We start from the raw sequence: 26,387 nt of genomic DNA on the forward strand, positions 1-26,387 counted from the left end.
CACCTAGAATTATGCGGTATTGCCTTAGCGAAAAAATCTTGACAAAAGGCGCGCTGCGTGATATCCTATTACAAGATAAAAGCGTACCGGAACTATGTCCGGCGCGATAAATTTTTGAGAGTTAGAGAGGTTTCTATCATGGAGCGTATTAAGACTATTGCTACTCGTGACCTGACCAAGAGCGTTAAGACCGGTGGCTGCGGCGAGTGCCAGACTTCCTGCCAGTCCGCCTGCAAGACCTCCTGCGGCGTGGCTAACCAGCAGTGCGAGAACAGCAACAAGTAATTTTTGCAAACCCTATGCCGCCTTTGCCGGGCGGCATTTTTTTGTGTAATCTGGAATGGAGTGTAAAATGGTACATCAGTATCAATTGAACGGTTATAACATCGTGCTGGACACCTGCAGCGGCTCGGTGCACGTTGTGGACGAGGTGGCCTACGATGTCATCGCCATGTACCCGGAGCATACCGCAGACGAGATCGTTGCCGCCATGCTGGCAAAATACGGCAGCCGCCCGGACGTGACCGAGGAGGATCTGCGCCAGTGCATCGACGACGTGACCAGCCTGAAGGAAAACGGCAAGCTGTGGAGCCCGGATGTCTATAAGGACATGGCCTTCGACTTCAAGAACCGCAACACCGTGGTAAAGGCGCTGTGCCTGCACGTTGCCCATAGCTGCAACCTGAGCTGCTCTTACTGCTTTGCCTCGCAGGGGCGCTACCATGGCGACCGCGCCCTGATGAGCTTTGAGGTGGGCAAGCGCGCCATGGACTTCCTCATCGAGAACAGCGGCACCCGCCGCAATCTGGAAGTGGACTTCTTTGGCGGCGAGCCGCTGATGAACTTTGAGATGGTCAAAAAGCTGGTGGCCTACTGCCGTGAGCAGGAAAAGATCCATAACAAGAACTTCCGCTTTACCATGACCACCAACGGTGTGCTCATTGATGACGACGTTATCGACTTCTGCAACAAGGAGTGCCACAACGTGGTGCTGAGTCTGGATGGCCGCAAGGAGGTCAACGACCGCTTCCGCGTGGACTGCGCAGGCAACGGCAGCTACGACCGCATCGTGCCCAAGTTCCAGGAGTTCGTCAAGAAGCGCGGCGACAAGAACTACTATATGCGCGGCACCTATACCCACTTTAACACCGACTTTACCAACGATATCTTCCACATGGCAGACCTCGGCTTTACCGAGCTGAGCATGGAACCGGTGGTCTGCGACCCCAGCGACCCCAGCGCCCTGACTGAGGCCGACCTGCCCATCCTGAAGGAGCAGTACGAGATCCTTGCCAAGGAGATGATCAAGCGCGACCGCGAGGGCAGAGGCTTTACCTTCTACCACTACATGATCGACCTGACCGGCGGCCCCTGCATCTATAAGCGCATCTCCGGCTGCGGCTCTGGCACCGAGTACATGGCTGTTACCCCCTGGGGCGATCTGTACCCCTGCCACCAGTTCGTGGGCGACCCCAAGTACCTGCTGGGCGATATCTGGAAGGGCGTTACCAACACCGCCGTGCGGGATGAGTTCAAGCACTGCAACGCCTACGCCCGTAAGGAGTGTCAGGACTGCTGGGCAAAGCTGTATTGCTCCGGCGGCTGCGCTGCCAACTCCTACCATGCCACCGGCAGCATTACCGGCGTGTATGAGTACGGCTGCGAGCTGTTCAAAAAGCGCATGGAGTGCGCCATCATGATCAAGGTTGCCGAGAATCAGGAGCTGGCTGCCAAGGGTATTGAGGTGCCCATTGAGCTGGGCTCTACCTGCAACGCCTGCGCCGACGGCGAAGCCTGCGAATGAGCATGACCACCCCCATCGTGGATTTTGTGCGCAGCTATGCACAGTCCGGCACCGCCCGGCTGCATATGCCCGGCCACAAGGGGCAGAGCCTTTTAGGCTTTGAGCCGCTGGATATCACCGAGATCTGCGGCGCAGACGAACTTTACGCGCCGGAGGGCATCATTGCCGAAAGCGAAGCCAACGCCACCCGGCTGTTCGGCACGGCGCACAGCTATTATAGTACCGAGGGCTCGTCCCAGTGCATCCGCGCCATGCTGTTTCTGGCGCTGCAGGGTGCACCGCAAAGCGGCAAGCGCCCGGTGCTGCTGGCTGCCCGCAACGCCCACAAGGCGCTGCTATATGCGGCGGCGCTGCTGGATTTTGACATCCGCTGGCTCTGGCCGTCTGCGCAGGCAGAGGGTGCACTGTGCAGCTGCCCCGTCACAGCCGAAGCGCTGACCGGGGCTTTGCACGCGATGGCACAGCAGGGCAACACCCCCTTTGGCGTGTACGTCACCAGCCCGGATTATCTGGGCGGGGTGCAGGAACTCCCGGCGCTGGCGGCGGTCTGCCGGGCGCAGGGCGTGCCTTTGCTGGTGGATAACGCCCACGGCGCCTATCTGCGCTTTTTGCCGCAGAACTGCCACCCCATCGCGCAGGGTGCGGCCATGTGCTGCGACTCTGCCCACAAGACCCTGCCGGTGGTCACCGGCGGCGCGTATCTGCATCTGGCGCACGATGCCCCTGTGCAGGACGAAGCGGCTGTGCGGGGGGCGCTGGCGCTGTTCGGCTCTACCAGCCCCTCTTACCTCATTTTGCAGTCGCTGGATGCCTGCAATGCGGTGCTGGCAGGGGACTACCCCCGGCGGCTGGTGCAGTGCTGCGCGGCGCTGGAAGGTCTGCGCCGCAGCCTGAATAAGACCGCAGCGGCGCGGCAGTGCCCGGTGCCGCTGGCAGTTGCCGGGGCACAGCAGGAGCCGATGAAGCTTACGCTGGACGCCGCTGCCCTTGGCTGCACCGGCACAGCGCTGGCAGATGCTTTGCGCCGCGCACAGCTGGAGTGCGAGTATGCCGACCCCCGCTATGTGGTGCTGATGTTCACCCCGGAAAACCCGCCGCAGGACTACACGCGTCTGCAAACGGTGCTGGAACAGCTTTTGGCTGCTGTGCCTGCCGGGCTGCTCCGCCCCGAGAACCGGGCAGGGGAGTTTGCCGCCTTGCAGCAGCAGGCGGCGCAGCGCTGTACCATCCGGCAGGCGGTGCTGGGCGCACAGGTGCGTGTCCCGGTGCACAAGGCGCTGGGGCGGGTGTGCGCCATGCCCACGGTGTCCTGCCCGCCCGCCATCCCTGTGGCGGTCAGCGGCGAGGAGATCACCCCGGCGGCCATCGTCCTGATGCAGCGCTATGGCATCGAGGAACTCTCGGTGCTGCGATAAAGATTTTATAAGAAGAGAACCCGGAAAGTCCGCAGACCTTCCGGGTTCTCTATATTTATTCTTAAATATCCGTCCGGGGTGCGGCGCACATCTCCCAGAAGCGCAGCTCGTGCTCCGAGCAGGCGCGGAAGATCGCACGGCAGCGGGCGGCACGCTCCGGCGAAAGGCCGGTGCAGGCCACCTCGGCGCGCTCTGCCCATGCACGGCAGGCGGCATCATAGCCGGGACCGGCGTAGTCCAGCACCAGTGCGCCGTAGTAGGTGTCCTTTACGGCGGGGGAGCGCTGCAAAAGTTTCTGGAATAGCCACCCGTAACTCAGCATACAGGGCAGGCAGGCCATCAGGCACTCAGCTTCCCCCTCGCCGGTGCGGGCAGCGTCGATCATGCAGTCCAGATAGGCGCGGCTTTCCGGGCGCAGGGGCAGGGACTGGATATCGGCTTCCCGCAGACCGTACTGCTCCAGATACCGCAGCCGGGTCAGGTCCTCGTTCTCCTGCACGAAGGACAGCAGGGAATAGTAGGTGCGCATAGCCGCCATGGTGGTGGCCTTGGTCATGCCCCACGCAAAAATTTTGGCGTACTCCCGCAGATACAGGCTGTCCTCCACAAGGTAGCTTTTAAAGCAGTCCTCGCTCAGGATGCCGTTTTCCATCTTTTGCAAAAACTCGGTCTGCAAACACTGCTCCCACACAGGCAGGTCGGCCTGCACCAGCGCCGAAACAAAGGGCAGGTCAGTCACGGACAAAATCTCCCTTCAGGTTGAAGGTATGATCCATGGGCCCGGAGCCGTGCCCTAAGTCCAGCATGGCAGACAGACAGCCGGAAATGTAGGCCTTGGCGCGCTCTACGGCGGTGTCAAGGTCATACCCCTTGGCCAGATTGGAAGCAATGGCGCTGGACAGGGTGCAGCCGGTGCCGTGGGTGTTGGGGTTTGCAATGCGCTTGCCCTTGAACCACTTGCCGGTGCCGCCCTGCCACAGCAGGTCGTCGGCATCGTTGATCTGGTGTCCGCCCTTGCACAGTACGGCGCAGCCGTAGCGCTCGCTGATGGCGCGGGCAGCGGCTTCCATGTCGGCGGCGTTTGTAATGCTCATGCCGGACAAGATCTCAGCCTCCGGGATGTTGGGGGTAAGCACCTCGGCCAGCGGCAGCAGCTTTTCGGTCAGCGCCTGCACGGCATCGTCCTGCAGCAGCTTTGCACCGGAGGTGGCCACCATCACGGGGTCCACCACAATGTGCTTTGCGCCGTAGAAGTGCAGCCGCTCGGCAATAGTGTCGATGAGCGGGGCAGAGGATACCATGCCGATCTTCACCGCATCCGGGTAAATGTCGGTGAACACGGCATCGAGCTGCTGTGCCAGAAACTGCGGCGTGGTGTCAAAAATGGCGGTCACGCCGGTGGTGTTCTGTGCGGTCAGGGCGGTAATGGCGCTCATGGCAAACACGCCGTTGGCGGTCATGGTTTTGATATCGGCCTGAATTCCGGCGCCGCCGCTGGAATCACTGCCGGCAATGGTCAATGCAGTTTTCATAGTAAAATGCTCCTTTGCAGCAAAAATGCGGATATGCCCGCAAAGACATATCCGCAGATAAAAGCGCTATCTCCCTACGTTGGCATGATCCAAATCAGGTCACAGGTCAGGGCAATACAGCCCACTCTCAGCCCGCTTTGCGCGGACTCCCTTTTTATACTAGAAAGCATACCACAATCGGGGAAAAGATGCAAGAAAAACAGGCTGCGCAAACGCACCGCTTATTCGCCCAGTGCGGTGCGGATGTTGTCCAGCACCTTTTTGCTCAGCAGCACAAAAGCCTGCTTGGTGCGGCCTGCGGACACATTGGCGCAGCGCACGTTTTCCCGGGCAAAGAAGTCCTCGGCCACGGGGCCTGCGGCGGCGCGGGTGTCGCAGAAGAAATGGGTGCCGGGCAGATCGAGCCACTTTTCCAGCGCAGCGGAATCGAAGCCGGGGCCGATGGAGGTGTTGAACAGCACCTTGCCTGCGCCCAGCTGGGCAAACTCATTTTCGCCCAGCAGCAGTACGTTCTTGTTCAGGCAGGTGAACACCACCTCGCTCTCAGCCAGCAGCTGAGCCAGCGGCTTAAAGGTCATACCGGCAGCCTCGGCGTCCGGCTTTGCGCTGCGGGCAAAGTAGCTGATCTCTGCGCCCATAAATTGCAGCGCATCGGCGATCATCCGGCCGGAAACGCCCAGCCCCACGATGCCAACCTTCAGGCCGGTGATCTCCACCGGCTCGTCCCGCAGCATGGGCATCCCAAAACCGTGCAGCAGGCCGGTCAGCTCGTGCAGAACGTACTCCACAACGCCGCGGTCACCGTAATCCCGGATGCCCAGCACCTGGATGCCCCGGGTGCGTGCGTAGGCAATATCCACGTTGGCGCTCTCCTCAGAGTACAGGCTGCAGCACATGCCGATATAGCGGATGTTGGGGCACTGCGCAATGACCTCCTTGCCCATGCGGGAGGTGTAGCTCAGCAGCACGGCGTCGGCGTCCCCGATGCGGCGCACCATCTCGTCGTCGCTGGCAGGCACGTCACGGTACAGCACCACCTCTTTGGCGTAGCGGTGCAGCTCCTCCTCGGCAGAGGGAATCAGGCTGACCGGCTCAATGGCAACAAGCTTTTCAAACATGACGGACTCCTCCTTATATTAGTAGAAGCAGACGGGCGAGGCCAGATTGCGCAGCAGGGAGACGGCGCTCCAGCCCGCAATGGCGCTGGTGGAAGAGCAGATATCTACCACAGCCTTCACGCCCTCGATCTCGGCAGTGATGCAGTGGTCGTCGCCCACCCAGCCGGGCACGGAGTGCATGGTCACACCGGTGCTCTCGGGGCCGGTGGTGGCCAGAGAGGTAGCTACCGCCACGTTCACCCGGCGGGGGAAGGTAGCAATGGCCTGCTTTGCATTGCCGGTGAACACGGTGGTCTTTTCGGTGTCGGTCAGCAGATGCTCTGCCCACACCGGGGTGTTGCGGAAGCCCTTTGCACCGGTATGGGTCTCGATGCCGGCGGTCTCCGGCAGACCCTGCGCCTGTGCCATCAGGGTGACAGTCTGCAGCACGTCGAAGCCGCCGATAGCACCGCTGGCCAGGTGCACCTTGGCACCGCCCTCCACGGCAGCTGCCTTGACCTGTGCGTAGAAATCCAAATCTGCAAAGGCACCGATGGACAGAATGACCAGATTCACGCCCCGATTCAGCACCGGGATGGCCATAGCGCGCACCGACTCCACCGAGGCCGCCTCTACGATGTACTCCGGCTCAAGTGCCAGCAGCGCGTCCATATCCTCGCAGACGGCGCAGCCGACGTTGGCGGCGGTCTTTTCAGCCGAGGCGCGGGTGCGGCTGGTCACGCCCACCAGCTCGTAGTCCGGCAGCAGACCCTTCTTCCACGCGTCAGCCACGATGTTGCCCAGAAATCCGCAGCCCACAATACCCAATTTTGTTTTCATACCGTATCCTAAACTCCTTTTTTCTGCCTGTGGCAGCATATTCATAGCCAGTATACCATACCGGGTACAAAAAGGGAAATAATGTTTGCGGCAGCCCGGCAGGGCAGGACATAAAAAGTTAACAAAATAAATTACAAAAAAATTACAAAACCCTATTGCAAAATGGTTTCAAAAGAGTTACAATATGGTTACAGCAAGGGCAAAGCCCTAAGGCTGTGTGTGAAATCTTTTTCTTCTTGTTTTTTGGGATACTGGGCGCGGGTCCTCCTCCTCCGGCTGTTCTCCTTCACAGCTATGACCCATGCGCCGCACAGGCAGTGTCCCGCTTCGTGTGCAAAAGGGCTCGTCCGGTGTTTCGGACGAGCTTTTTTGCATTCCGTAAGCCTGATTTGGCTTGCAAAAGTGATACTTCAAAAATCAAAGTATGACCAATGCCCGAAAACGCTTGGCAATTTGTCTGTTTTTCCGCAAAGGACAATTATAAAGTTTGGCGCGGCAGGGGTTTGTATTCTTGCGGGCTTTGTGGTAAAGTATATACAATCAATTTATAAGCAGCAAACATGAATGATTTTGATGCTGATTTGTATCGGATGCGTTAAGAGAAAAGGAGTTTGATTATGGCTTATTTCTACGAAGAACCCTCCCGCACCTTTGGCGAGTACCTGCTGGTCCCCGGCTATTCCTCTGCGGAGAATGTGCCCACGGCGGTCAGCCTGAAGACCCCGCTGGTCAAGTACCGCAAGGGACAGGAGGAGTGCCCGCTGCAGATGAATATCCCCATGATCAGCGCCATCATGCAGTCGGTCTCCGGCGATAAGCTGGCCATTGCACTGGCTCGTCAGGGCGGCGTTTCCTTTATCTATGGCTCTCAGAGCATCGAGAACGAGGCTGCCATGGTGCGCCGCGTCAAGAGCTTCAAGGCCGGTTATGTGGTGTCCGATTCCAATCTGGCTCCCACTGCCACCCTGCATGATGTGCTGGAGCTGAAGGCACGCACCGGCCACTCCACCATCGCCATCACTGCCGACGGCACTCCTAACGGCAAGCTGCTGGGCATCGTGGCTTCCCGCGATTACCGCGTCAACCACACCCCGGACGATGCCTGCGTTACCACCTTTATGACCCCCGTTGAAAAGCTGGTCACCGCTCCGGCCAACACCTCCCTGCACGACTGCAACAACATCATCTGGGACAACAAGATCAACACCCTGCCGCTGGTGGATGCCGAGGGCAATCTGGTGTATATGGTATTCCGCAAGGACTACGATTCCCACAAGGCAAACGTCAACGAGCTGCTGGATAAGAACAAGAGCTACGTTGTAGGCGCCGGCATCAACACCCGCGACTACGCCCAGCGCGTGCCCGCACTGGTAGAGGCCGGTGTGGATGTGCTGTGCATCGACTCCTCTGAGGGCTACTCCGAGTGGCAGAGCCGCACTATCGGCTGGATCCGCGAGCACTACGGCGATACCGTCAAGGTGGGTGCCGGCAACGTGGTGGACGCCGAGGGCTTCCGCTTCCTCGCTGAGGCTGGCGCAGACTTCGTGAAGATCGGCATCGGCGGCGGCTCCATCTGCATCACCCGCGAGACCAAGGGCATCGGCCGTGGTCAGGCTACCGCTGTCATCGAGGTTGCCAAGGCTCGTGACGAGTACTACAAGGAGACCGGCATCTATGTGCCCATCTGCTCCGACGGCGGCATCGTCCACGACTACCACATCACCCTCGCGCTGGCTATGGGCGCAGACTTCGTGATGCTGGGCCGCTACTTTGCCCGCTTTGACGAGAGCCCCACGAACAAGGTGCGCATCAACGGCCAGTATATGAAGGAGTACTGGGGCGAAGGCTCCAACCGTGCCCGCAACTGGCAGCGCTATGACCTGGGCGGCTCCACCAAGCTGAGCTTTGAGGAGGGCGTGGACAGCTATGTGCCTTACGCCGGTCCTCTGGCAGACGGCGTGCAGACCACCCTGTACAAGGTGAAGAGCACCATGTGCAACTGCGGCGCTCTGTCCATCCCCGAGCTGCAGCAGAAGGCCAAGCTGACCGTTGTTTCTTCCACCTCCATCGTGGAGGGCGGCAGCCACGACGTTGTGCTGAAGAACGCCACCCCCAGCATCATGAACGGCTAAGCCTGTTCTGAAAAGAATCTATTGATTTAAGCGCAGAGACCGCTGCACAGCGTTTGTGCAGCGGTCTTTTTGCGCGAAAATACTTGCACCGGCAGGGGAATCGTGCTATCATGATAGAAACGCTCTGTCATGACAGGGCGGAGGATCCCCCTGCCGGGCAAGCGGCAGGCGGCGCGCAGTAGGGAAGAGCTGACGCCGGGTATAAATAGAGAGGAAAACATTCATGAACGAGATCAAGGTTGAGCCTTATATCCCCGATGAGGACTACGATAACCCCGCGATGGTGGTGGATTTTTATGAATTCACCATGGCAAACTGCCTGTTCCTGCATGGCTTTAAGAATACCACGCTGGTGTTTGATATGTTCTTCCGCAAAAACCCGGATAATCAGGGCTATTCCATCAGCGCAGGCCAGCGCAAACTGACCCGCTTTTTGCTGGACTATCACTTCAATGAGCAGGATATCCACTGGCTGCGCACCAAGGGCATGAGCGAGGAGTTCTGCGAGTATCTGCGCACCTACAAGTGGAAGGGTGATATGTACGCCCTGCCCGAGGGCACGGTCTGCTACCCCCATGTGCAGATGGTGCGCATCGAGTGCGATCTGGTGGGCGCGATCCTGATCGAGACCTACCTGCTGCAGACCATGAACTTCCATAGCCTGATCGCCACCAAGGCCACCCGCGTTACCGGTCTGAACACCCACACCCCCCGCAACGTCATGGAGTTCGGCACCCGCCGCGCACAGGGCGAGAGCGCCGGTAACGATGGCGCTTACGCCGCAGTGCTGGGTGGCTGCATCGGTACGGCCAACTGTCTGGCAGAGATGAAGTTCGGTGCAGAGGTCAAGGCCGTGGGCACCGTGGCACACAGCTTTATCGAGTTTTTCCCCACCGAGTTCGATGCCTTCAAGGCCTTTGCCGATACCTACCCGGATTCGGTCAGTCTGCTGCTGGATACCTATAACATTATGGAGAGCGGTCTGCCCAACCTGATCAAGCTGGACGATTATCTCATTGAGAAATACCCCAACGATCCCAACCGCCGCGTCAAGAGCGCCCGCATCGATTCCGGCGACCTTGCCCGCGGCTCCAAGCGGCTGCGCAAGGCACTGGATGCCGCCGGTAAGCCCTACATCAAGCTGGTAGCCTCCAACGGTCTGGATGAGAAGAAAATCGCCAACATGGAACTATACGAGCACGCACACTTCGACTCCTACGGCGTGGGCGAAAACCTCATCACTTCTGCCTCCGACCCCGTGTTCGGCGGCGTATACAAGTTGGTGGCAGTGAAGAAGCCGGACGGCAGCTACACCCCCAAGATGAAGTGCTCGGACTCCGCCAGCAAGGCCATCATCCCGGGCAAAAAGATGCCTTGGCGTCTGTACGACGAAAACGGTCAGGCACAGTGCGACCTGATTGCCATGGACGGCGAGGTCATCGAGGCCGGTAAGCCGGTCACTATGGTCAATCTGGACTCGGACGCCATCGAACGCACCATCACCTTTATCCCCACCGCTGTGCGCCCGCTGTTGGTGCCGCATATTCTGGGCGGCGAGCTGGCCATTGAACTGCCCTCTATTGCAGAAAAGAAGGCCTATATTGCAAAGCAGCTCACCGAGGAGACTTGGGAGAGCGAGTTGCGTCTGGAATGCCCTCACAAGCACTACGTCAACATGACCCCCGCAGTGGCCGAGTGCCGCTCCCGGATGTACGCCGAGCTGCACGGAGGCAAGGTGTAAGCAGCACCGAATAAGCGGTTTTTCTTGACAAAACAGGGAAACTATTGTATCATAAAAGCCGCTGATTTAATAAAAATGTTAATACCACCAGATTGCGAATAGCAGTGTGGTTGTAATAATTTTTCCTCACACCTGTTATTCCCGGCTCTCTCTCAAGCCAGAGGGCAGCAGGACTTTGTAAGCCGGGGTTGCGCCGCTGTGGTGAAATTGGCAGACACGAGGGACTTAAAATCCCTTTCTGGAGACAGAGTACGGGTTCGACCCCCGTCGGCGGCATGCAGAAGCTCAGAATTGTTCGTTGATTCGAATGATTCTGGGTTTTTTCTTTTTGTTCCATTTTCTGGAAGCGCTAGAGGGGCGAGAGGGATTTTTCGCGAAAAAAGGAGGAGTCTCTCTCGTGCGTAACCGTGATTTAAGACCCGCTGCCAAGGCAAACCCTACCATCCAACAGGCCTTTGAAAGGTTCCAAAAGTACAACCGGCTCAAGAACCTCTCCCAAGGCTCACTCGACTTCTACGCCGCAAAGGGCAGAAGCTTCTTTCGGTTTTTGGGGAATACAGAGCAGCCCATCACTACCATCACAGAGGAAACGGTGGAGGACTATATTTTTTATATGAAGGACCAGCAGCTCCATGATACGACCATCAATACGAACCTCCGCATGGTGCGTGCGTTTTTGTACTGGTGCATGGAAAAAGGCTATCTGGAAAAGTATCCGATCAGACTGGTGCGTGCCGATGATCCGATCAAAGAACCCTATACCACCGACGAGCTGCAGAAGCTGCTGAAGGAACCGGACTGCAAGACCTGCTCCTTTGCTGAATACCGCAATTGGGTCATTGTCAACTTCCTGCTTGGGACCGGCTGCCGTGCGTCCACGCTGCTCAACCTGCAGATCGGAGATTTGGACCTTTCCGCCGGGACAGTGTTTTTCCGCCACATGAAGGCGCGTAATCAACAGATCGTGCCGCTCTCCAAGGCACTGGTCAGGATCATGGAGGACTATCTGGAGCACCGCAGCGGCGACCATACAGCCCCGTTGTTTGTCTCGGAGTATGGCAACCAGATGACGTTGAATTCGCTCGGGAATGCGATTTGGAATTATAATCATAGCAGAGGCGTGGATAAGACCTCTATGCACCTGTTCCGGCACACCTACGCGAAGCTGTATATCCAAGCTGGCGGCGACCCGTTCCGTCTGCAAAAGCTGCTGGGACACGCAGACCTTACCATGACCCGGCGGTATGTGGCACTGTATGCGGACGACCTGAGAGCCAACTATGACGCCCTGAACCCCCTAGAGCAGCTGACCCGCAAAAATCGCCACGGAGATAAGATCAAGATGGGGAAGGGGGAGGGAAAGTAAAAATGGGTCAATGTCCCTTGAGCAAAACGAAATGATATGGTATAGTGAAATCAAAAAAGGAGACGCGGATCAATATGAGTGATGAAGAGAAGCGCTGGCCATTCGATGGTTTCTACCTGAAGCTGGCTGAGGCACAACGGGAGTATGAGCAGGAGCAGCACATTGACCCTGCCTCGTTGACGGAAGAAGAACGACAGCAAAAACTGCAGGAGATTCTGGATTGGATTACTGCCTCTCGCAAAAAGAAAAAGGAGGCCGACGAACAGCTTGATCTCATTGTGCCGGAGGAAGAACCGGAAACCGCCGGGGCAACTCCACAGCCTGCAAAACAGTACATTACAGATCTTGTTGGTGAGGATTACAAGAACTGGCATGGAATCGTGGTGCTTGATGCGGGCACGAACTCCGGCAAGACCTATTTTATTCTGAAGACATTGCTGCCGTGGGCATATGAACGTCGTAAGCGTATCCTGATTCTGTGCAATCGCGAAGCTCTGCGCAACCAGATCGAGCGCGATGTGAACCGTTTGGGGAGTATAGAGGTATCCTACGAGGACTATGATCCCGCGCTTGGAGGAATTGTCAACAAACCCGCCATAGATAACAAGTATGAGCACACCATCTGTGTTGAAACATACCAGTGGCTGGAAACCTTCCTGCAAAGGAATGAAGATGCCGCCAAAACTTATCTGAGATCGTTTGATTATATCGTGTCAGACGAGTATCACTACATGGTAACAGATGCCAGCTTCAACGATCATGTGGATGCAAGCTATGAGGCGATTAAAGAGCTGTGGACAACGAAGACCTGCATCTTTATGAGCGCAACCGCCCGCCCCTTCTTTGATTATTGGGAGCTGCGGAAAATGATCCCGGAGGGACAGCACTATCGTCTGCCGATGGATTATCGGTTTGTGTCAAGCGTGAAGTTCTTCTACCGTGACGATGACGAATTGGATATCATCCGCCGGGTACAGCCGGGAGAAAAGATCCTTGTTTTTGCGAACACCATCGCCAAGCTGCGAAAACTGCGGGACACTCTGAAAGCAGAAGGCATAGAGGATGTGGCGTGCCTGTGCTCCAAATACCGTCAGGAAGCGGAGGAGTTTGACAAACTGGATGATGTGCTTGTGGGCAATGTTCTGCAGCATCAGGTCACACTGACCACAACGACCCTCTATAATGGTGTGGATATGAAAGACCGTGCGCTGAAATATATTGTCAGTGAACTGTGGAACCCGCTCGTTAATGCACAGATCCTTGGCCGCAAACGTCCCTTGGATGAGGGGGATACCTGCGCGGTGTATTTGCTGCATTACCCCAAAGAACGTCTGGAAGGGGAACTTAAAAAAATCGAGAAGTATCAGCTGGAACCGGTCGAGGCATATCGGAAATGGTTTGATGATAGGAAGGCATGGAAGACATACCTGCATCAGCCTGAAACAGTGGAAATACTGAAAAAAAGCCATACAGTCGTTCTGGATCCACGGGAAGGTGAATACTGCTGGCGGAAACGTGCGACCTTGCAGGCTCGTGTAGAACGTGTTTTCCTGCTGCAAATGCTCGAACAGGGGTATCAGACAGAGCTGCTGAAAAAAATCGATGAAAGCCTGCTTGCAAAAGTAGAGCGCCTTGACCCGCCGCTGCTGCTTGAGTATCTGGATGCCCATCTGAATGAGGAACGCTACTATCAAGACTGGCAGAAGATCTTCTTTGAGCTGGGGCACATCTACAACAAGGCAGATGGACACGCCGAGAAATCGTTGCCAAGCTATACCTGCGCACGTCAATGGTTGCAGCAATATGGATACGATCTACAGAAAAAGCGCGCAACAAGTGGAGAACTGCGAAATAAGAACGTTTGGTGGGTCACAAAGCAGTAAAATGCGCACGAAATTCACTATACTATATAACAAAGTGAAAAATATGCGCACGGGCGCCGCTCTTTATTCGACTTTCTTTATTTGATTTTTTGCGTGGTTGTGTTAGCCGAGTGCTTTTTGAACGGCCGAAGCATGAGGACGGGACAGAAACGCTCGGTTAACATGATCACGCCAACGGAAATCTTGACTAAGCGAACCTGTGAGCTTTTTCAAGATTGGAGTTGATCTAAATGGTATGAGCGCCAGCGAATACCTTCCTCTTTGTCAATCCTTCACCAATAGGACGCATATCAGAAATGGGCGACGATTTGATCAGAGTGAAATATCTCAAATAATTGAGAAAAACATCTGCTGCGGTGTGATTCTGTCTGACTTTGATACCATTAAAAAGTATACCTCGAACGGAATATATCGTGTTACCGTATAATACAAGGGCGTCTACACTGTGGACACCGTTTCGTGGCTGAATTTTAAGCTGCCAAAAGGGAGTCGCATTCCACGACCACCCTGAAACATGACTCAAGGAGGCGGTTTCAATTTGAAATCCCCTTGAAGACTTATCAAGACTGTCTTTGTTGCGCTCGTGACAGACGGCAGATCTCCATTACACTCTTCATATTAAGAACAATCGTATCATACATTTTTCCGTCAGTAGCCCTCAATTTGAGGGTGACTGATTTGTCGATAAACTGTTCTATTTCCATCAACTAGTGACAGTTTGACACTAGTTGAAAGCGGGTCAAGACGCTCGACGTTTCGTTCGCAGCATGAGGGGGATTACAAACTCCCTGCCCTGTACTGTCTGGTACGCTCCCATCGCCACTTGTGGCAATGGTCAAAAAAGTCCACCGTGCGCAGAAGTGTGCTATGACCGGGTGTCCACAAATCTACAACCCTTTGATTCTAAAGGTAGCAAAACGCGACCTTTGAACCTATCGCTCACAATTGAGCAATAGACAAGGATATCCTGAAACGGGACTACCCTTGGCAGTCGAAAATTCGGCTACTAACCTTTCCCCTGCAAGTGGAGAAAGAGCGTATTCTAAAATTTCAGAAATCGCTATTGGTGGCGCAAAAATGTTCTACCAATCCCTTCTCAAAAATGTGCGCCGTGGTTCAATTCTGGACTTTCGCCACAAGTGGAGATGTGTTTGACAGACCTTATGACTGGAATCAAAGTCCGCTCATAATTCCGTCGCATTTCACGACACAAATAGGGTATGCTCAAAAGTGGTGAAAATAATAATCGAGCCGCAAATCCGCCGGGATAGCTGCTGTCTGATATTAAACGCCGCTCTTTAAGTTTACTTCTTGACCGAATACCACAAAAAAGAGCCTTGCTACTCGTGTCTGAGCGGCAGAGCTCTGTTGCTGCATGATGTGCTATAGGAAATGGTGGTTGGTGTCAGCGTTCAATGATCTCAGTGGTAATTCTGGTTTGACCTTCACCAAGAAGTTTGCCATATGCGCGGTCTGAGATCCGCTTGAAATCCTCTGCTTTTTCTCTTGATGCAAAGTAGTCTTGTCCTAGCACGGAATCTCCGTTCTCATGATCGATAATTTGCACCAAGATTTTATTTTCAGCCATAAGCTTACCTCCTGCTGCTGATAGAAGTGGTGACGATGGGCGCGATGTCTATTACCGCAGCTTTCTCATATATGCTTGGGACGTTCTTTTCTGACTCTCATAGAAGGTAACGCCGGTAACATCGTCCACGACCAGATCATCATAAGGGATGCCCTTTTTGTTCAGGTGGTCAATGAACCAGCGCTTTTTTAGATAGCACCACGGGGTTCTGCTGAGGTCGCCGTAACTCGATGCAGGCCGCTCACATGCGTTGTAGGTTTTGCCGCAGATGCTCCACCATTCTTTACGCACTCGCTCCCGCATTTGCAGGACCTCAGAGGTGCCATGAAGGCCATGCTCCTCGCCATACTGATAATCTGCCTTCTTGATTTTTGCGTTCTGTCCCGCGCTGACTGCACCAGCTGCACCAAGACCCAACATGCCTAAAAATAACGAAAAAGCGCCTGCCATAATAGTTTCCTCCTGTATTTTGAAGTGTGTTTGCTTTTGCTGTACCTGAAGTCTACCAAACGGTGCGTCCGATAAGATGGACTTACAAGTGTGCGGTTAAAAATATGGAGCGTTGTGGCTGCCATCGCGCAAGTTTATAGATGACCGCACTATAGCAGGCAAAAAGTCTCCGGTAAGGCGTCCGGTGGCGGGGACACCTCACTCGGTCAGCCCTAACAGATAATCGGTCGACACCTGATAGAATTGGGCGAGCTGGATCAGATGGGGGATCTCGGGGCATTTGTCGTGCTCCCATGCGTAGACTGCCCGGCGGGTCACACCCATAGTTCGGGCAAGGTCGGTCTGGGTATAGCCGTGCGTCAGGCGCAGATGCTGCAAACGTTCTGATATAATGGTCATAGCTGCTCTCCTTTAAATAATGGGCGCCCTCTCACAGCCCGGTGGATCTCTGTCTTTACGGGTGCATTTTTAAACAACGTCAAGGGTAATGGTGCCGCTCTCTTTGGTGATGACCTCATACTCGGTAGTTTGGATGTCCCGCAGTATCAGCTTTTCGATGCTCAGGATGCTGGCAAGGGGGATGGAAAGCATGGTGTGTCCGGCCATGAAATGCAGCTCTGACTTGTTCCGGTGTGTATGCAGCTGGATGTCTTGGAACGCGATGTCTGCCCCGGAAAAAACGGCGCACCCACTGGCTTTGCACTCGGATGTCTCGGCAAGAAAGGTGTCAATAGCGATTTTATAAGTATCCATGAGGAGCCTCCTGTAATTTTATATATAGCACTACTCTCACTCGTGCCCTCGCTCTCTGTCCTGCTGTGATTAGTCAGCCTTCACAAACAACTCCATGCAGTCTGCACAGATGACCCGCACTTCCTTGGTGCTCCGGATGATGGTACCGCACTTAGGACATACCCACCGCCGGGTGCTGCTCTTTGCTTTGGGAGGCTTGGGCGCTCCGGTCTGACTGCTGCCGGGTGCCTTGCTCCCTGCTCCGGTGCCTGCCATATCCGACCATGCCAGCCGCTCGCCCATCTGGATGTCCTGCCAGCCCTGAAAGATGATAAAGTCCAGCAGCTCCTCGGACGGGCTTGTGATGGTCCAGCCGTACTTTTCATGGTGGTCGACGGTCAAACCGTGTGCCTCGGCCTGCTCCTTAAAGCGCCGGTTGTGGTAGATCCCGTTGTTGCTGGTGTCCTTGATGCCGGTCTCCATGCAGTGTTCGTGCACCATCTCGTGCAGTAGGGTGGATGCGGTCTCCTCGATGGGACGGTCAAGGGTAGCCGACGAAATATTGATCTCATACTTGTTCTCGCCGCCTGCCTGCCAGACCTTGGAGCAGGTGATATGACCGTATGCGGACGGGGTCTTTTTCAGGCTGATGATGGGCTCGGGCAGCTTGCCTGCAAAGTAGTGCTTGTTGAGCTCGCGGAACATCTTTTCCAGCTGACCGGCAGCGCGGGAGGTTTTGACAGTCTGTTTCATGATTTTTCGAACCTTTCTCTTGATAAAAAAGGCCGGGACAGGTATAATATTGGTGTAGCCCGCCCCGGCGGGTGTGTTGGGCTCTGTACAGCGCAAACTTTGGTCGGAGAGTGCTGTATGGGGCTCTTTTCAGGTGATACTCAGGCGGGTGCCGGTGACCGTTTTGCTGTACTGGTCGTACAGGTCGGGAGCTACGGCCTTGATGGCTTTGCTGTCGAGTCGGGTGCTGGAGAAATCGGACAGGCGGACTTTGTGGCAGCCTACTTCCAGATAGTTGGTGGAGCGCTCAGCCAGTGCCTCGCGGATCTGGATCTTCAGCTGTTCCTGCTCAGCCTGTGCGGCCTCGATCAGTTGGGCGGCCTCCTTGTACTGCTCGACAAGGGTCAGTAAAACGTTGATACTCATGTGTGTACCTCTCTTCAAATTGTTGGTGAATGGTCGGATGTGAGAACCGGTGTTCCCGATGGCATGAGTATACACATGATTGCACAATTATGCAAGATGGAATGTTGCACAAAGAAAAAACGATGATTTTATGCACTATGCATAATTGAGCAATCATGCATAATAAACAATACATATAAGAGTGGAGAGACTACAATGGGTGGAAGAACCAGTGCGGCAAGCCACAACAAATACAATGCAAAAGCCTACGACCGGATAAACCTTGTTGTCCGTAAAGGTCAGAAGGAGCAGATTCAGGAGTATGCTAAAGAGAAGGGGATGAGCCTGAATGCCTATATCAACGCCTTGATTCAGGCAGACATGGGCGAACACCTAACCCCGGGGGTAGTTAAAAATCTGGAAGGGGACGCTGACTCGGTAGAATGAGATAGTTGTTCCATCTCCCCAGACCTGATTAAAATCTAGCAGCAGAAGGCCTCTGTCTTTCACAGAAATGTGATCGGCGGGGGCCTTTTTAGCGTAAAAAATAGCCTGACCCAGAGCAGGTGGTAGCTGCAGTGACGGGATGCAAGTTATACCTATATATAATAGGGGCAGCAGGGAAGAGAGTAAAAATTATGTAGTACTGTGCGATATACCTCGTCAGGACTCCTGACTGATGTGACGGCATGAACTGGTTTTTCCGCGCGAGGGGGCGTTCTATTTAACGGTTGTCATTACATCGGAGCGGCTATCACACCTGACTGCACTCTCCAGCGCCTTGGACAACTATATGACCACACATTTTGTCCATCGATGATTTCATCTGGAGCTTTCATGCGAAACTGGGCAATGTGCAAAAAAGTTCTGGCTGAATCGCATTTTTTTCTAAAACATGGATGGATACATTTCCTCGGATTTCTATTGATTCCCAGATATAACCATGATAGAATAATAAGAGAATTCAGACGGCCACGTAGAAGAACTGGTATCCTCTGTTTTGTGATGGAAGGATACGCCTTGATTGCGGTAAGGAGGTGAATCCAGTGGGCTTATGTCTGTTTGCGAACAATCATGTGATAGATCATGAGAAAACCCGAATGATAGATCAAAATAAAAAGCCCACTGCTGTTTCCCTTGCTGGCGTGATGCGCAAAGGTGAAAATGAAGTGGGCTTGTTGAGGTTCTACAAAAATGTGAAATATTACATACTTGGATCAATACACATGCGGCGCTTGAGCTGTAGCATGACGTCCTGGTTTTCATTACGGCCACATTGCATTTGAAATGACCTTGGGCGAAGCTGTCGTCCGAGGGCTTTTGTCTGTCCAGAGATCAGTGATAACAATCTGTCAATTTTGGGAGAAGAGGAACGGTTATCTAAAAGGAAGGTGCTTGCCGGAACGGTGTGAGTTAAAGAGATTACTTTATAGAAGTTTGCGTTTTAAATGTCCAAGCAACATCCGCAAACTGCATATCGCAAATATGCCGTGTTGATAGGGCACTATTTCTGAAAATTGCGATAAAACGAATGACGATAAGAAGTGCATAGACAAGGATTTATGTGAGGAGAAAAAATGGCTACGAATACTGTTGGAATCGATAAGGAAGTTGAAGTTAACCGCAAGGAAAATCTGCGCGACCATCGCCTGTACTGGATCGGACGTCGGATGCAGGACGTGATCTTGTCATCGCTGGCACTGGTGGTGCTGTCGCCGGTCATGCTGGCTACGGCTATTGCAATTGTGGTGGACGACCCGTCTGCGGGTCCTGTTTTCAGTCAGGAGCGTATCGGCCGCAACGGTAAGCCCTTTAAGTTCTATAAGTTCCGCTCCATGTGCCCCAATGCAGAGGCAAAACTGGACGACCTGCTAGACCAGAACGAAATGGATGGTCCCGTGTTCAAGATCAAGGACGACCCCCGCATTACCCGTGTGGGCAAGTTTATCCGCAAGACCAGCCTCGATGAGCTGCCCCAGCTGTGGAATATCCTGAAGGGTGATATGAGCATCGTTGGCCCCCGCCCGGCGCTTCCCCGCGAGGTGGAGCAGTACGGCGACTACGAAAAACAGCGTCTGTATGTGACCCCCGGCTTGAGCTGCTACTGGCAGATCGCCCCGCACCGCAATGACCTCTCCTTTGAGGAGTGGATGGATCTGGACGTGAAATACGTCAAAGAGCGCAGCTTCTGGGTGGATTGGAAGATTATTTTTAAGACCTTCAAGGTGTGCTTGCTGGGGCGTGGGGAGTAAAAAATAGTACATGGAAGGAAAACGGTTGGAGAGACGAGATGGAGAGAGACCTTAGAATTGCGGTATTTGGACAGAAGCGATTGTCGAGAGAGGGCGGCGTAGAAATCGTTGTAAAGGAGCTGTGCACGCGGATGGCACAGCAAGGCTGTCAGGTGACCTGTTATAACCGGTCGGGACATCATGTAAGCGGCGCAGAGTATGACGATATTGATAACACGAACTACGAGGGAATCCGGCAGAAGTCCGTTCCAACGATAGAGAAAAAAGGGGCTAGAGATATAATAGGGTCAACCAAGAAAAACTACGATAACTAAAGGGTTTTGACGGCTTGAGTTGTCCTTCAAAAGTTTTATTTGTTAAACAACTGCAAGAAGCGGGAAATCCTGAGGGTTATATGTAGGTGGCTTTTGGAAGCTCTGTTTTGACCCACAAAAAGGAGCAGCAAATAAAGATTGAAGGAGAGTTCAAGCCTACGGTGGATTGCCATTGGGCAATCCGCCGTGGGCTTGTTTGCGCAAAAAAGATTTAGGATGGGATAGAGGAGTGGAATCAAAGAAAGTTGTACAACACGTTTACTTAGTAGGCGCTAAGTCTATATATCGAGTTGCGGAAAAAGATAAGGAGTATTTGAGGGATGAGGAAGAAAAAAATCAAAATACTGCATGTGGCGCAAGCTGCTGGCGGCGTGGATCGCTACATCCGAATGCTTCTCAAGTATTTGGATAAAGAAAAATTTGAAAATATCTTGGTCTGTTCCCAAGATTTTAATAGGGAAGATTATGATGGCTTAGTGGACTCTTTTGAACAAATTGAAATGAACAGGGCAATCGGGGTGAGTGATCTGAACTCGATTAAAGAAGTTCGGAGGTTGATAAAAAAATATAATCCCGATATTGTTTACGCTCATTCCAGTAAGGCCGGTGCGATTGCTCGTGTGGCGGATATCGGATTGAAAAATCACTGTGTATATAACCCACATGGCTGGGCATTCAATATGCGGTGCTCTGACAAAAAAAGAGCAATGTACACAGCCATCGAGAAAATGGCAGCTCCATTTTGTGAGAAGATCATCTGCATTTCAGATGCGGAAAAGCAGTCAGCTTTAGAGAAGAAAATTTGTAGAGAAGATAAGCTACAAGTCATTTTTAACGGGGTGGACATCGAAGCATATGAAAGCGGAGAACACGGAACAGTTAAACGGAGCAGCTTGGGCATACCTGAAGATGCATATGTCGTTGGTATGGTTGGACGTATTAGCCCCCAGAAAGCACCAGATGTGTTTGTAAAAATGGCGAAGTTGGTCAAGGATGAAATCCCTAATGCACATTTCGTTATAGTCGGAAGCGGAAACCAAGAAGCAGAAATCAGAAAATACGCTGAAGAAAACAAGTTCGCGGACAGTTTACACATTACAGGTTGGGTTGATGATCCGATGAGCTATGTAGAACTCTTTGATGTTGCCTGTCTATTAAGTCGTTGGGAAGGATTTGGATTGGCTTTACCGGAATACATGATGGCAGGCAAGCCAATTGTAGCAAGCCGTGTTGATGCCATCCCTAATATCATCCGAAATGGAGAAAATGGGTTGCTCGTCGAAGTAGATGATGCTACTGGGGCAAGTGAAGCTGTATTACAGATTTATCGGGATAGGAGTTTGAAAGATAAATTGGTATCGAAGGGAGTAGAAGACGTACATAATAGATTCGATGCTCAGAGAGTATCAGAGGAACACGGGATATTGTTTGAAAATATGTGGAAAGTGGAAACCATATAATTAATGCCTTGTTGGAAGAGGAGTAAAAGAACAGTGCGGACAAAAGATATAAAACTGATAATTGATAAGGATTTGGATCGAAACAAAGACATAAAAAATCACTTATTTTTTGTATCTTTCGATTCGGCAACAGTTTCATTAACGGTAATACGATATTTGATAGAATATGCAGCATTCCATTCAGAATAATCATGAAATTAACATACAACAAATATAATCACATTCCTTTGGAAACTAATATCGGGGGGGGGTAAGAATACCCCATCTTCTAGGAATTGTTTTGTCGGGCAAAGCGTCAATTGGTGAGCAATGTACAATAATGCACCAAGTCACAATCGGTGTTGATGAATTGAAAAACAATAAAGCTCCAGTGATTGGAAACAATGTGTTTATTGGAGCAGGCGCAAAAATCATAGGCAATATAACTGTCGGAAACAATGTCGTTATTGGAGCAGGTGCAATCGTTACAAAATCCGTTCCTGATGGAAAAACGGTGGTTGGAATTAATCGAATAATCGAACAATCGAATGGGTGAAAGTAAAACTATGAAAAGAATTAGAGTGCTACATTCTGAATTGAATGGAGAATTAGGGGGGATTGAAAGTTTCTTATATAATGTTTACCGGTTTATTGATAAGGAAAAGGTAGAGTTTGATTTCCTCACTATATCGGATACGCCAGCATACGGAGATAAGTTCAAAAAAATGGGCTCCACAGTTTATAAGGTCCCCAAACATATAAACTTTTTGGGTTATTATTTTGCAATTGACAAAATACTGCGAGAAGGAAATTATGATATAGTTCATATTCATAAAAATTCGGCGATAGATATTTTGATTTTGAAGGTGTTACAGAGATTTCCTAACATAAAGGTCGTTGTGCACTCCCATAATACATTCCCAAGCGTGGGAGGTAAACTTGAAAAGCTACACAAGTTTAATAGAAAATACCTATATGATAATGCTGACTATCGTTTGGCATGTTCGGACAATGCAGGAAAATGGATGTACGGGAATGGAGCTTTTGAAATAATCAAGAATGGAATTGATACAAAAGGATTTCGGTTTTGTACCGAATACGGAGAAGAAATTCGAGCAATGTATGGAATTCCTATGAATGCTTTTGTTATTGGACATGTAGGAAGATTTACCAATCAGAAAAATCATTCGAAGTTAATTGATATTTTTGCAGCTATAAAAGAACGAAAATCAGATGCATATTTGTTGTTGCTCGGTGGCGGAGAGTTACAGGATACCATTAAGAGCAAGGTTGAAAAACTTAATTTATGTGACAGCGTTATTTTCTGTGGAGTGCGCACGGATGTAAATAAATATCTATGCGCAATGGACGCTTTTGTTTTTCCATCGACTTGGGAAGGACTTGGAATTGTAGCTATCGAAGCGCAGGCATCAGGGCTGGAGTGTTATCTGTCAAGAGAGCTACCCAAGGAAGTGGAAGTGACAGATGCAGTCACATGGTTTGATGTTTCAGAGAATGAAAATGCAATTGCGAATATGATTGATCTGACGAAAGTTCCGGAAGAAACTCGTTATATTCGAAATAGAGAAGTTGCGGAGAATGGATACGATATGCAGGAAACTGCTAATAGATTGATGAAAATTTACTTGTCATTAATAGGAGAATAAATGAATACAAAGAGTGTGCAGGTTGTAATGTCAACCTATAATGGAGAAAAGTACCTGAAAGAACAAATAGATAGTATTCTGTCACAGGAAGGGGTGGATGTTCGCCTTTATATACGAGATGACGGATCTTCAGATAGAACTACAGATATATTGGCTTCGTATCAAGAGCATAAAAATGTAAAAATAGAAAAGGGAAATAATCTGGGTTTTGCGAAAAGCTTTTTAACCGCGTTAGATGAATGCGATGAAGCAGATTACTACGCTTTTTCGGATCAAGATGATGTGTGGGAAAAAGATAAGCTTTCAACCGCAATCGAGATACTCGAAGAAGAAAGTCAGTCAACACCGTTGCTGTATTGTTCGGCACTTCAAAGAGTGGATGAAAACTTAAATCCATTACATGTGCAGAGCTATCATGGATTGCGCATTAACCTTCCTTCGATGTTAACGAGAGGGAGACTTGCCGGATGCACGTTTGTATTTAATAACACATTACGAAATCTGGTAAAGAATTCATCACAAATAGAAATGCATGCGTCCCATGATAGTTGGGTGCTGTTGGCTTGCCTTGCATGTGGGGGAAATGTCTTTTTTGACAAAAAACCACATATTTTATTCAGAAGATATAATACGAATACATCAATCGATGGCGGAAAGTTGAAAAGTCGGCTGAAATATGAATTTAGATATTTTGAAAAATATAAAAATAACAGATTGGATACCGCATGCGAACTGTTAAATTGCTATAATTCAAATATGTCTGTGTCCAGCAAAAGCTTTTTGGAAAAAGTGAAAAACTATAAAAGTAGTATAAGAAATAGAATTGCTTTTTTGTTTTACAAAGACATAAATTGTGGAATAATAGCATCTGATGTGATAACAAGGATTATAATTCTATTCGGGTGCTATTAATTAAGGTTGGGTAAAAAGATTATGGAAGAATTGATTTCAGTTGTTGTGCCTATATATAATGTTGAAAAATATCTCCAAAAATGCATAGACAGTATTTTGGCGCAAACATATCGTCATCTCGAAATTATACTGGTTGATGATGGCTCGCCGGATAACTGCGGTGCAATATGTGATAACTATGCACAAGAAGATGGCCGGGTTCTCGTGATTCATAAGAAAAATGGAGGACTGTCGTCGGCTAGAAATGCTGGGCTGGAGATTGCAAAGGGAGAACTGATAGTATTTATTGACAGTGATGATTGGATTGATGCTAATTATATCGAAAAGCTTTACGATGATATTTCGGAAAGCGGAGCAGATGTAGCGGTTCCAGCATTTTGTATTTCATTTGAAAATGGTGATTGTGCAGTTGATTCAAGAGTAAAAGAGGTAACAACTTACTCGAAGAAGGAAGCGCTGGAAGTTTTTTTGTTTAATGGGTATTTGACTCCGTGTGTTGCAAGCAAGATGTGGAAAAAGAGCCTGTGGCAGAAAATTAGGTGCCCTGAGGGAAAATTGTTTGAGGATCAGTACACGACATATAAACTTTTAATGTTGGCGAATAAGATTGTTTTTGACCCAGAGGTATATTACTATTATTTTAAACGGAGCGGTTCTATTGGCCATAGTTCTTTTTCAAAAAGAACATATGATTTGCTGTTTGGGATTGGGGAACAATATCAAGTGATTACAGAAGCATATCCTGAAACGACAAGTACAATGAAAGTTGCGAGAACGGTATGGGAATTGGTTTTTGTCAACATGATGATTTGCTCGAAATACAATGACAAGGAAACGATTGGGCAAGTTCAGAAACATGCTAGAAACGCTTTTTTAGATGTGGTTACTTGTAAGTATTTGCCAGCAGTTCGAAAGGCTGAAATCGCACTGTTCTGTTTCAATTTTTCTGCTTATCGGTTTATTTACATAAAATATAAATCTAAAAAGAAAATCGCGTGAGGATATACGAATGACCATATATATTCCGATGATTATTCTAACGGTATTTTTAGCTGATATACAAGAAAGGATTCGATATCGAGGAAGAAAAATCTCTATTTTACTAATAACGCTTCTTCCACCCACATTAGTGGCCGCATTCCGGTACAATAACGGCGCAGATTATCCAATGTATTTTCAATTGTTTACGCGTTTGGGAAATGGAAGTAAAATTGCCGGTATAGAAGGAAAAAAACTAGAAGTAGGATTCGAGTACATTGTTAGACTGTGCCAATTAGTAACTCGAAATCAGTGGTTTACATTTGGAGCTATTTCATTTATTATTTCTTTTCTTATATTTAAAGAATGCTTAAATGATTCTGATGATTATAGGCTTAGCGTTCTGTTTTATTTTGTCACTGGAGTTTATTTCGATGCATATAATGGATTGAGGCAATATATTGCTGTCTCGATTTGTTTTTATGCAATGAAATACATATTGAATAAAGACGCTAAAAGGTATTTCCTGGCTGTCCTTATAGCTTTTTTATTTCACAAGTCGGCGCTTTTCTTTGTACCGGTGTATTTTTTGCAATATTTGAAATTTGATTTTAAGAAAGCAATAACAATTGTAGGGTTAACCGTACTTTCTGGAAGTGGATTATTCGCAATCTTAAAGTTTATTATAAAATATACCCCTTATGCGTTTTATTTTACCCTGAATTCGGTTGAGCTAAACGAAATTGTTGCGAGCCAATCATCCATTCTGTTTTTTGGCGTATCGACTATTATTGGATACTACTATTATTCAAAAGAAAAAGAGATTGATACAAAAACTCAATTGCTTTACAATATGCAGATTATCTCATTAAGCATAGCATTAATGACCGCATTTGTACCTTTGATTAATAGGGTATTATACTACGGAATGGCATATGAACTTCTATATTTGCCAAATATGCTTAAGCTAATAAATAACCGAAGAGAAAAAATGCTTGTAAAGGTGTTCCTGATTCTAATGTATGGCGGAATCACTGCTTACGGAATGATCAACAGCGGTTGGTACACGTGCATACCATATAATTTCTATTTTGATTACAGGTGAGAG

Annotated in this window: 26 protein-coding genes and 1 tRNA gene; 17 read left to right on the top strand and 10 right to left on the bottom strand. The window is 50.6% G+C overall.

Annotated elements, in window-relative coordinates; translation table 11 throughout:
• The first annotated feature begins 138 nt into the window (after positions 1-138).
• From scfA to MTP43_RS06365, 3 genes are all read left to right on the top strand, one after another.
• The gene (gene scfA, locus MTP43_RS06355) at positions 139-285 is read left to right on the top strand and encodes a six-cysteine ranthipeptide SCIFF (protein WP_005926683.1); all 147 of its coding nucleotides are present in this window, start codon (positions 139-141) and stop codon (positions 283-285) included.
• A gap of 67 nt (positions 286-352) precedes the next feature.
• The gene (gene scfB / locus MTP43_RS06360; RefSeq protein WP_170126631.1) at positions 353-1,804 is read left to right on the top strand and encodes a thioether cross-link-forming SCIFF peptide maturase; all 1,452 of its coding nucleotides are present in this window, start codon (positions 353-355) and stop codon (positions 1,802-1,804) included.
• The gene (locus MTP43_RS06365) at positions 1,801-3,219 is read left to right on the top strand and encodes an amino acid decarboxylase (RefSeq protein WP_097783822.1); all 1,419 of its coding nucleotides are present in this window, start codon (positions 1,801-1,803) and stop codon (positions 3,217-3,219) included. The genes scfB and MTP43_RS06365 overlap by 4 nt, the downstream gene beginning before the upstream one ends.
• Before the next feature lie 61 nt (positions 3,220-3,280).
• Here MTP43_RS06365 and MTP43_RS06370 read toward each other — a convergent pair whose 3' ends face one another.
• The 4 genes from MTP43_RS06370 to MTP43_RS06385 all read right to left on the bottom strand — a co-directional run bounded on the left by MTP43_RS06370 (position 3,281) and on the right by MTP43_RS06385 (position 6,688).
• Positions 3,281-3,958, bottom strand: a complete 678-nt coding sequence (locus MTP43_RS06370; protein WP_097786203.1) for a TENA/THI-4 family protein — start codon at positions 3,956-3,958, stop codon at positions 3,281-3,283.
• Entirely contained in the window at positions 3,951-4,751 is an 801-nt protein-coding gene (thiD, locus tag MTP43_RS06375; protein ID WP_097786204.1) for a bifunctional hydroxymethylpyrimidine kinase/phosphomethylpyrimidine kinase, read from the bottom strand. Before thiD ends, MTP43_RS06370 begins: the two co-directional genes overlap by 8 nt.
• Before the next feature lie 221 nt (positions 4,752-4,972).
• Positions 4,973-5,869, bottom strand: coding sequence for an NAD(P)-dependent oxidoreductase (locus tag MTP43_RS06380; protein WP_097786205.1), 897 nt, complete (start codon positions 5,867-5,869; stop codon positions 4,973-4,975).
• 18 nt (positions 5,870-5,887) lie between these two features.
• Positions 5,888-6,688 (bottom strand): aspartate dehydrogenase domain-containing protein, encoded by an 801-nt coding sequence (locus MTP43_RS06385; protein ID WP_097786206.1) that lies wholly within the window; start codon positions 6,686-6,688, stop codon positions 5,888-5,890.
• A gap of 617 nt (positions 6,689-7,305) precedes the next feature.
• Here MTP43_RS06385 and MTP43_RS06390 point away from each other — a divergent pair.
• From MTP43_RS06390 to MTP43_RS06410, 5 genes are all read left to right on the top strand, one after another.
• Positions 7,306-8,820, top strand: a complete 1,515-nt coding sequence (locus MTP43_RS06390) for an IMP dehydrogenase (RefSeq protein WP_015538370.1) — start codon at positions 7,306-7,308, stop codon at positions 8,818-8,820.
• 223 nt (positions 8,821-9,043) lie between these two features.
• Positions 9,044-10,561 (top strand): nicotinate phosphoribosyltransferase, encoded by a 1,518-nt coding sequence (locus tag MTP43_RS06395; RefSeq protein WP_005926650.1) that lies wholly within the window; start codon positions 9,044-9,046, stop codon positions 10,559-10,561.
• 192 nt (positions 10,562-10,753) lie between these two features.
• Positions 10,754-10,837 (top strand) — tRNA-Leu (locus tag MTP43_RS06400).
• Between the two features lie 121 nt (positions 10,838-10,958).
• Positions 10,959-11,927 (top strand): tyrosine-type recombinase/integrase, encoded by a 969-nt coding sequence (locus tag MTP43_RS06405; RefSeq protein ID WP_162789035.1) that lies wholly within the window; start codon positions 10,959-10,961, stop codon positions 11,925-11,927.
• A gap of 74 nt (positions 11,928-12,001) precedes the next feature.
• The gene (locus tag MTP43_RS06410) at positions 12,002-13,810 is read left to right on the top strand and encodes a DEAD/DEAH box helicase family protein (RefSeq protein WP_113620973.1); all 1,809 of its coding nucleotides are present in this window, start codon (positions 12,002-12,004) and stop codon (positions 13,808-13,810) included.
• A 1,405-nt stretch (positions 13,811-15,215) separates the two neighbouring features.
• Here the strand turns inward: MTP43_RS06410 and MTP43_RS06415 are convergent.
• The 6 genes from MTP43_RS06415 to MTP43_RS06440 all read right to left on the bottom strand — a co-directional run bounded on the left by MTP43_RS06415 (position 15,216) and on the right by MTP43_RS06440 (position 17,738).
• Positions 15,216-15,398, bottom strand: a complete 183-nt coding sequence (locus MTP43_RS06415) for a hypothetical protein (RefSeq protein WP_117526223.1) — start codon at positions 15,396-15,398, stop codon at positions 15,216-15,218.
• Positions 15,399-15,449: 51 nt separating this feature from the next.
• Positions 15,450-15,848, bottom strand: coding sequence for a hypothetical protein (locus MTP43_RS06420; protein ID WP_055185320.1), 399 nt, complete (start codon positions 15,846-15,848; stop codon positions 15,450-15,452).
• Positions 15,849-16,046: 198 nt separating this feature from the next.
• Positions 16,047-16,247 carry a helix-turn-helix domain-containing protein gene (locus MTP43_RS06425; RefSeq protein WP_117526222.1) on the bottom strand — a complete coding sequence of 67 codons (201 nt, stop codon included), beginning with the start codon at positions 16,245-16,247 and terminating at the stop codon, positions 16,047-16,049.
• A gap of 69 nt (positions 16,248-16,316) precedes the next feature.
• Positions 16,317-16,601 (bottom strand): hypothetical protein, encoded by a 285-nt coding sequence (locus tag MTP43_RS06430; RefSeq protein ID WP_117526221.1) that lies wholly within the window; start codon positions 16,599-16,601, stop codon positions 16,317-16,319.
• Between the two features lie 69 nt (positions 16,602-16,670).
• Positions 16,671-17,333, bottom strand: a complete 663-nt coding sequence (locus MTP43_RS06435; RefSeq protein ID WP_117526220.1) for a SprT-like domain-containing protein — start codon at positions 17,331-17,333, stop codon at positions 16,671-16,673.
• Between the two features lie 129 nt (positions 17,334-17,462).
• Positions 17,463-17,738, bottom strand: coding sequence for a hypothetical protein (locus MTP43_RS06440; RefSeq protein WP_005926617.1), 276 nt, complete (start codon positions 17,736-17,738; stop codon positions 17,463-17,465).
• Between the two features lie 195 nt (positions 17,739-17,933).
• Here MTP43_RS06440 and MTP43_RS06445 point away from each other — a divergent pair, with 195 nt between their 5' ends.
• The 9 genes from MTP43_RS06445 (at position 17,934) to MTP43_RS06485 (ending at position 26,384) form a co-directional block, all read left to right on the top strand.
• Entirely contained in the window at positions 17,934-18,164 is a 231-nt protein-coding gene (locus tag MTP43_RS06445; protein ID WP_223474427.1) for a hypothetical protein, read from the top strand.
• Between the two features lie 1,130 nt (positions 18,165-19,294).
• Positions 19,295-19,969 (top strand): sugar transferase, encoded by a 675-nt coding sequence (locus tag MTP43_RS06450; RefSeq protein ID WP_113620978.1) that lies wholly within the window; start codon positions 19,295-19,297, stop codon positions 19,967-19,969.
• Positions 19,970-20,007: 38 nt separating this feature from the next.
• A complete protein-coding gene (locus MTP43_RS06455) occupies positions 20,008-20,283 on the top strand; it encodes a hypothetical protein (protein ID WP_205334583.1) in 276 nt (91 codons plus the stop codon).
• A 320-nt stretch (positions 20,284-20,603) separates the two neighbouring features.
• Positions 20,604-21,743, top strand: coding sequence for a glycosyltransferase family 4 protein (locus MTP43_RS06460; protein WP_113620979.1), 1,140 nt, complete (start codon positions 20,604-20,606; stop codon positions 21,741-21,743).
• A 280-nt stretch (positions 21,744-22,023) separates the two neighbouring features.
• Positions 22,024-22,278 carry a serine O-acetyltransferase gene (locus MTP43_RS06465; RefSeq protein ID WP_207658218.1) on the top strand — a complete coding sequence of 85 codons (255 nt, stop codon included), beginning with the start codon at positions 22,024-22,026 and terminating at the stop codon, positions 22,276-22,278.
• Positions 22,279-22,288: 10 nt separating this feature from the next.
• Positions 22,289-23,389, top strand: a complete 1,101-nt coding sequence (locus MTP43_RS06470; RefSeq protein ID WP_173015350.1) for a glycosyltransferase — start codon at positions 22,289-22,291, stop codon at positions 23,387-23,389.
• Positions 23,390-24,301 (top strand): glycosyltransferase, encoded by a 912-nt coding sequence (locus tag MTP43_RS06475; protein ID WP_112120819.1) that lies wholly within the window; start codon positions 23,390-23,392, stop codon positions 24,299-24,301.
• 21 nt (positions 24,302-24,322) lie between these two features.
• On the top strand, positions 24,323-25,300 hold the full coding sequence (locus MTP43_RS06480) for a glycosyltransferase family 2 protein (protein WP_112120878.1): 978 nt from the start codon (positions 24,323-24,325) through the stop codon (positions 25,298-25,300).
• A gap of 10 nt (positions 25,301-25,310) precedes the next feature.
• A complete protein-coding gene (locus MTP43_RS06485) occupies positions 25,311-26,384 on the top strand; it encodes an EpsG family protein (RefSeq protein WP_113620981.1) in 1,074 nt (357 codons plus the stop codon).
• Positions 26,385-26,387: the final 3 nt, after the last annotated feature.

Origin of the sequence: Faecalibacterium sp. IP-1-18 (genome assembly GCF_023347355.1) — a bacterium.
Lineage (GTDB): Bacteria > Bacillota > Clostridia > Oscillospirales > Ruminococcaceae > Faecalibacterium > Faecalibacterium prausnitzii.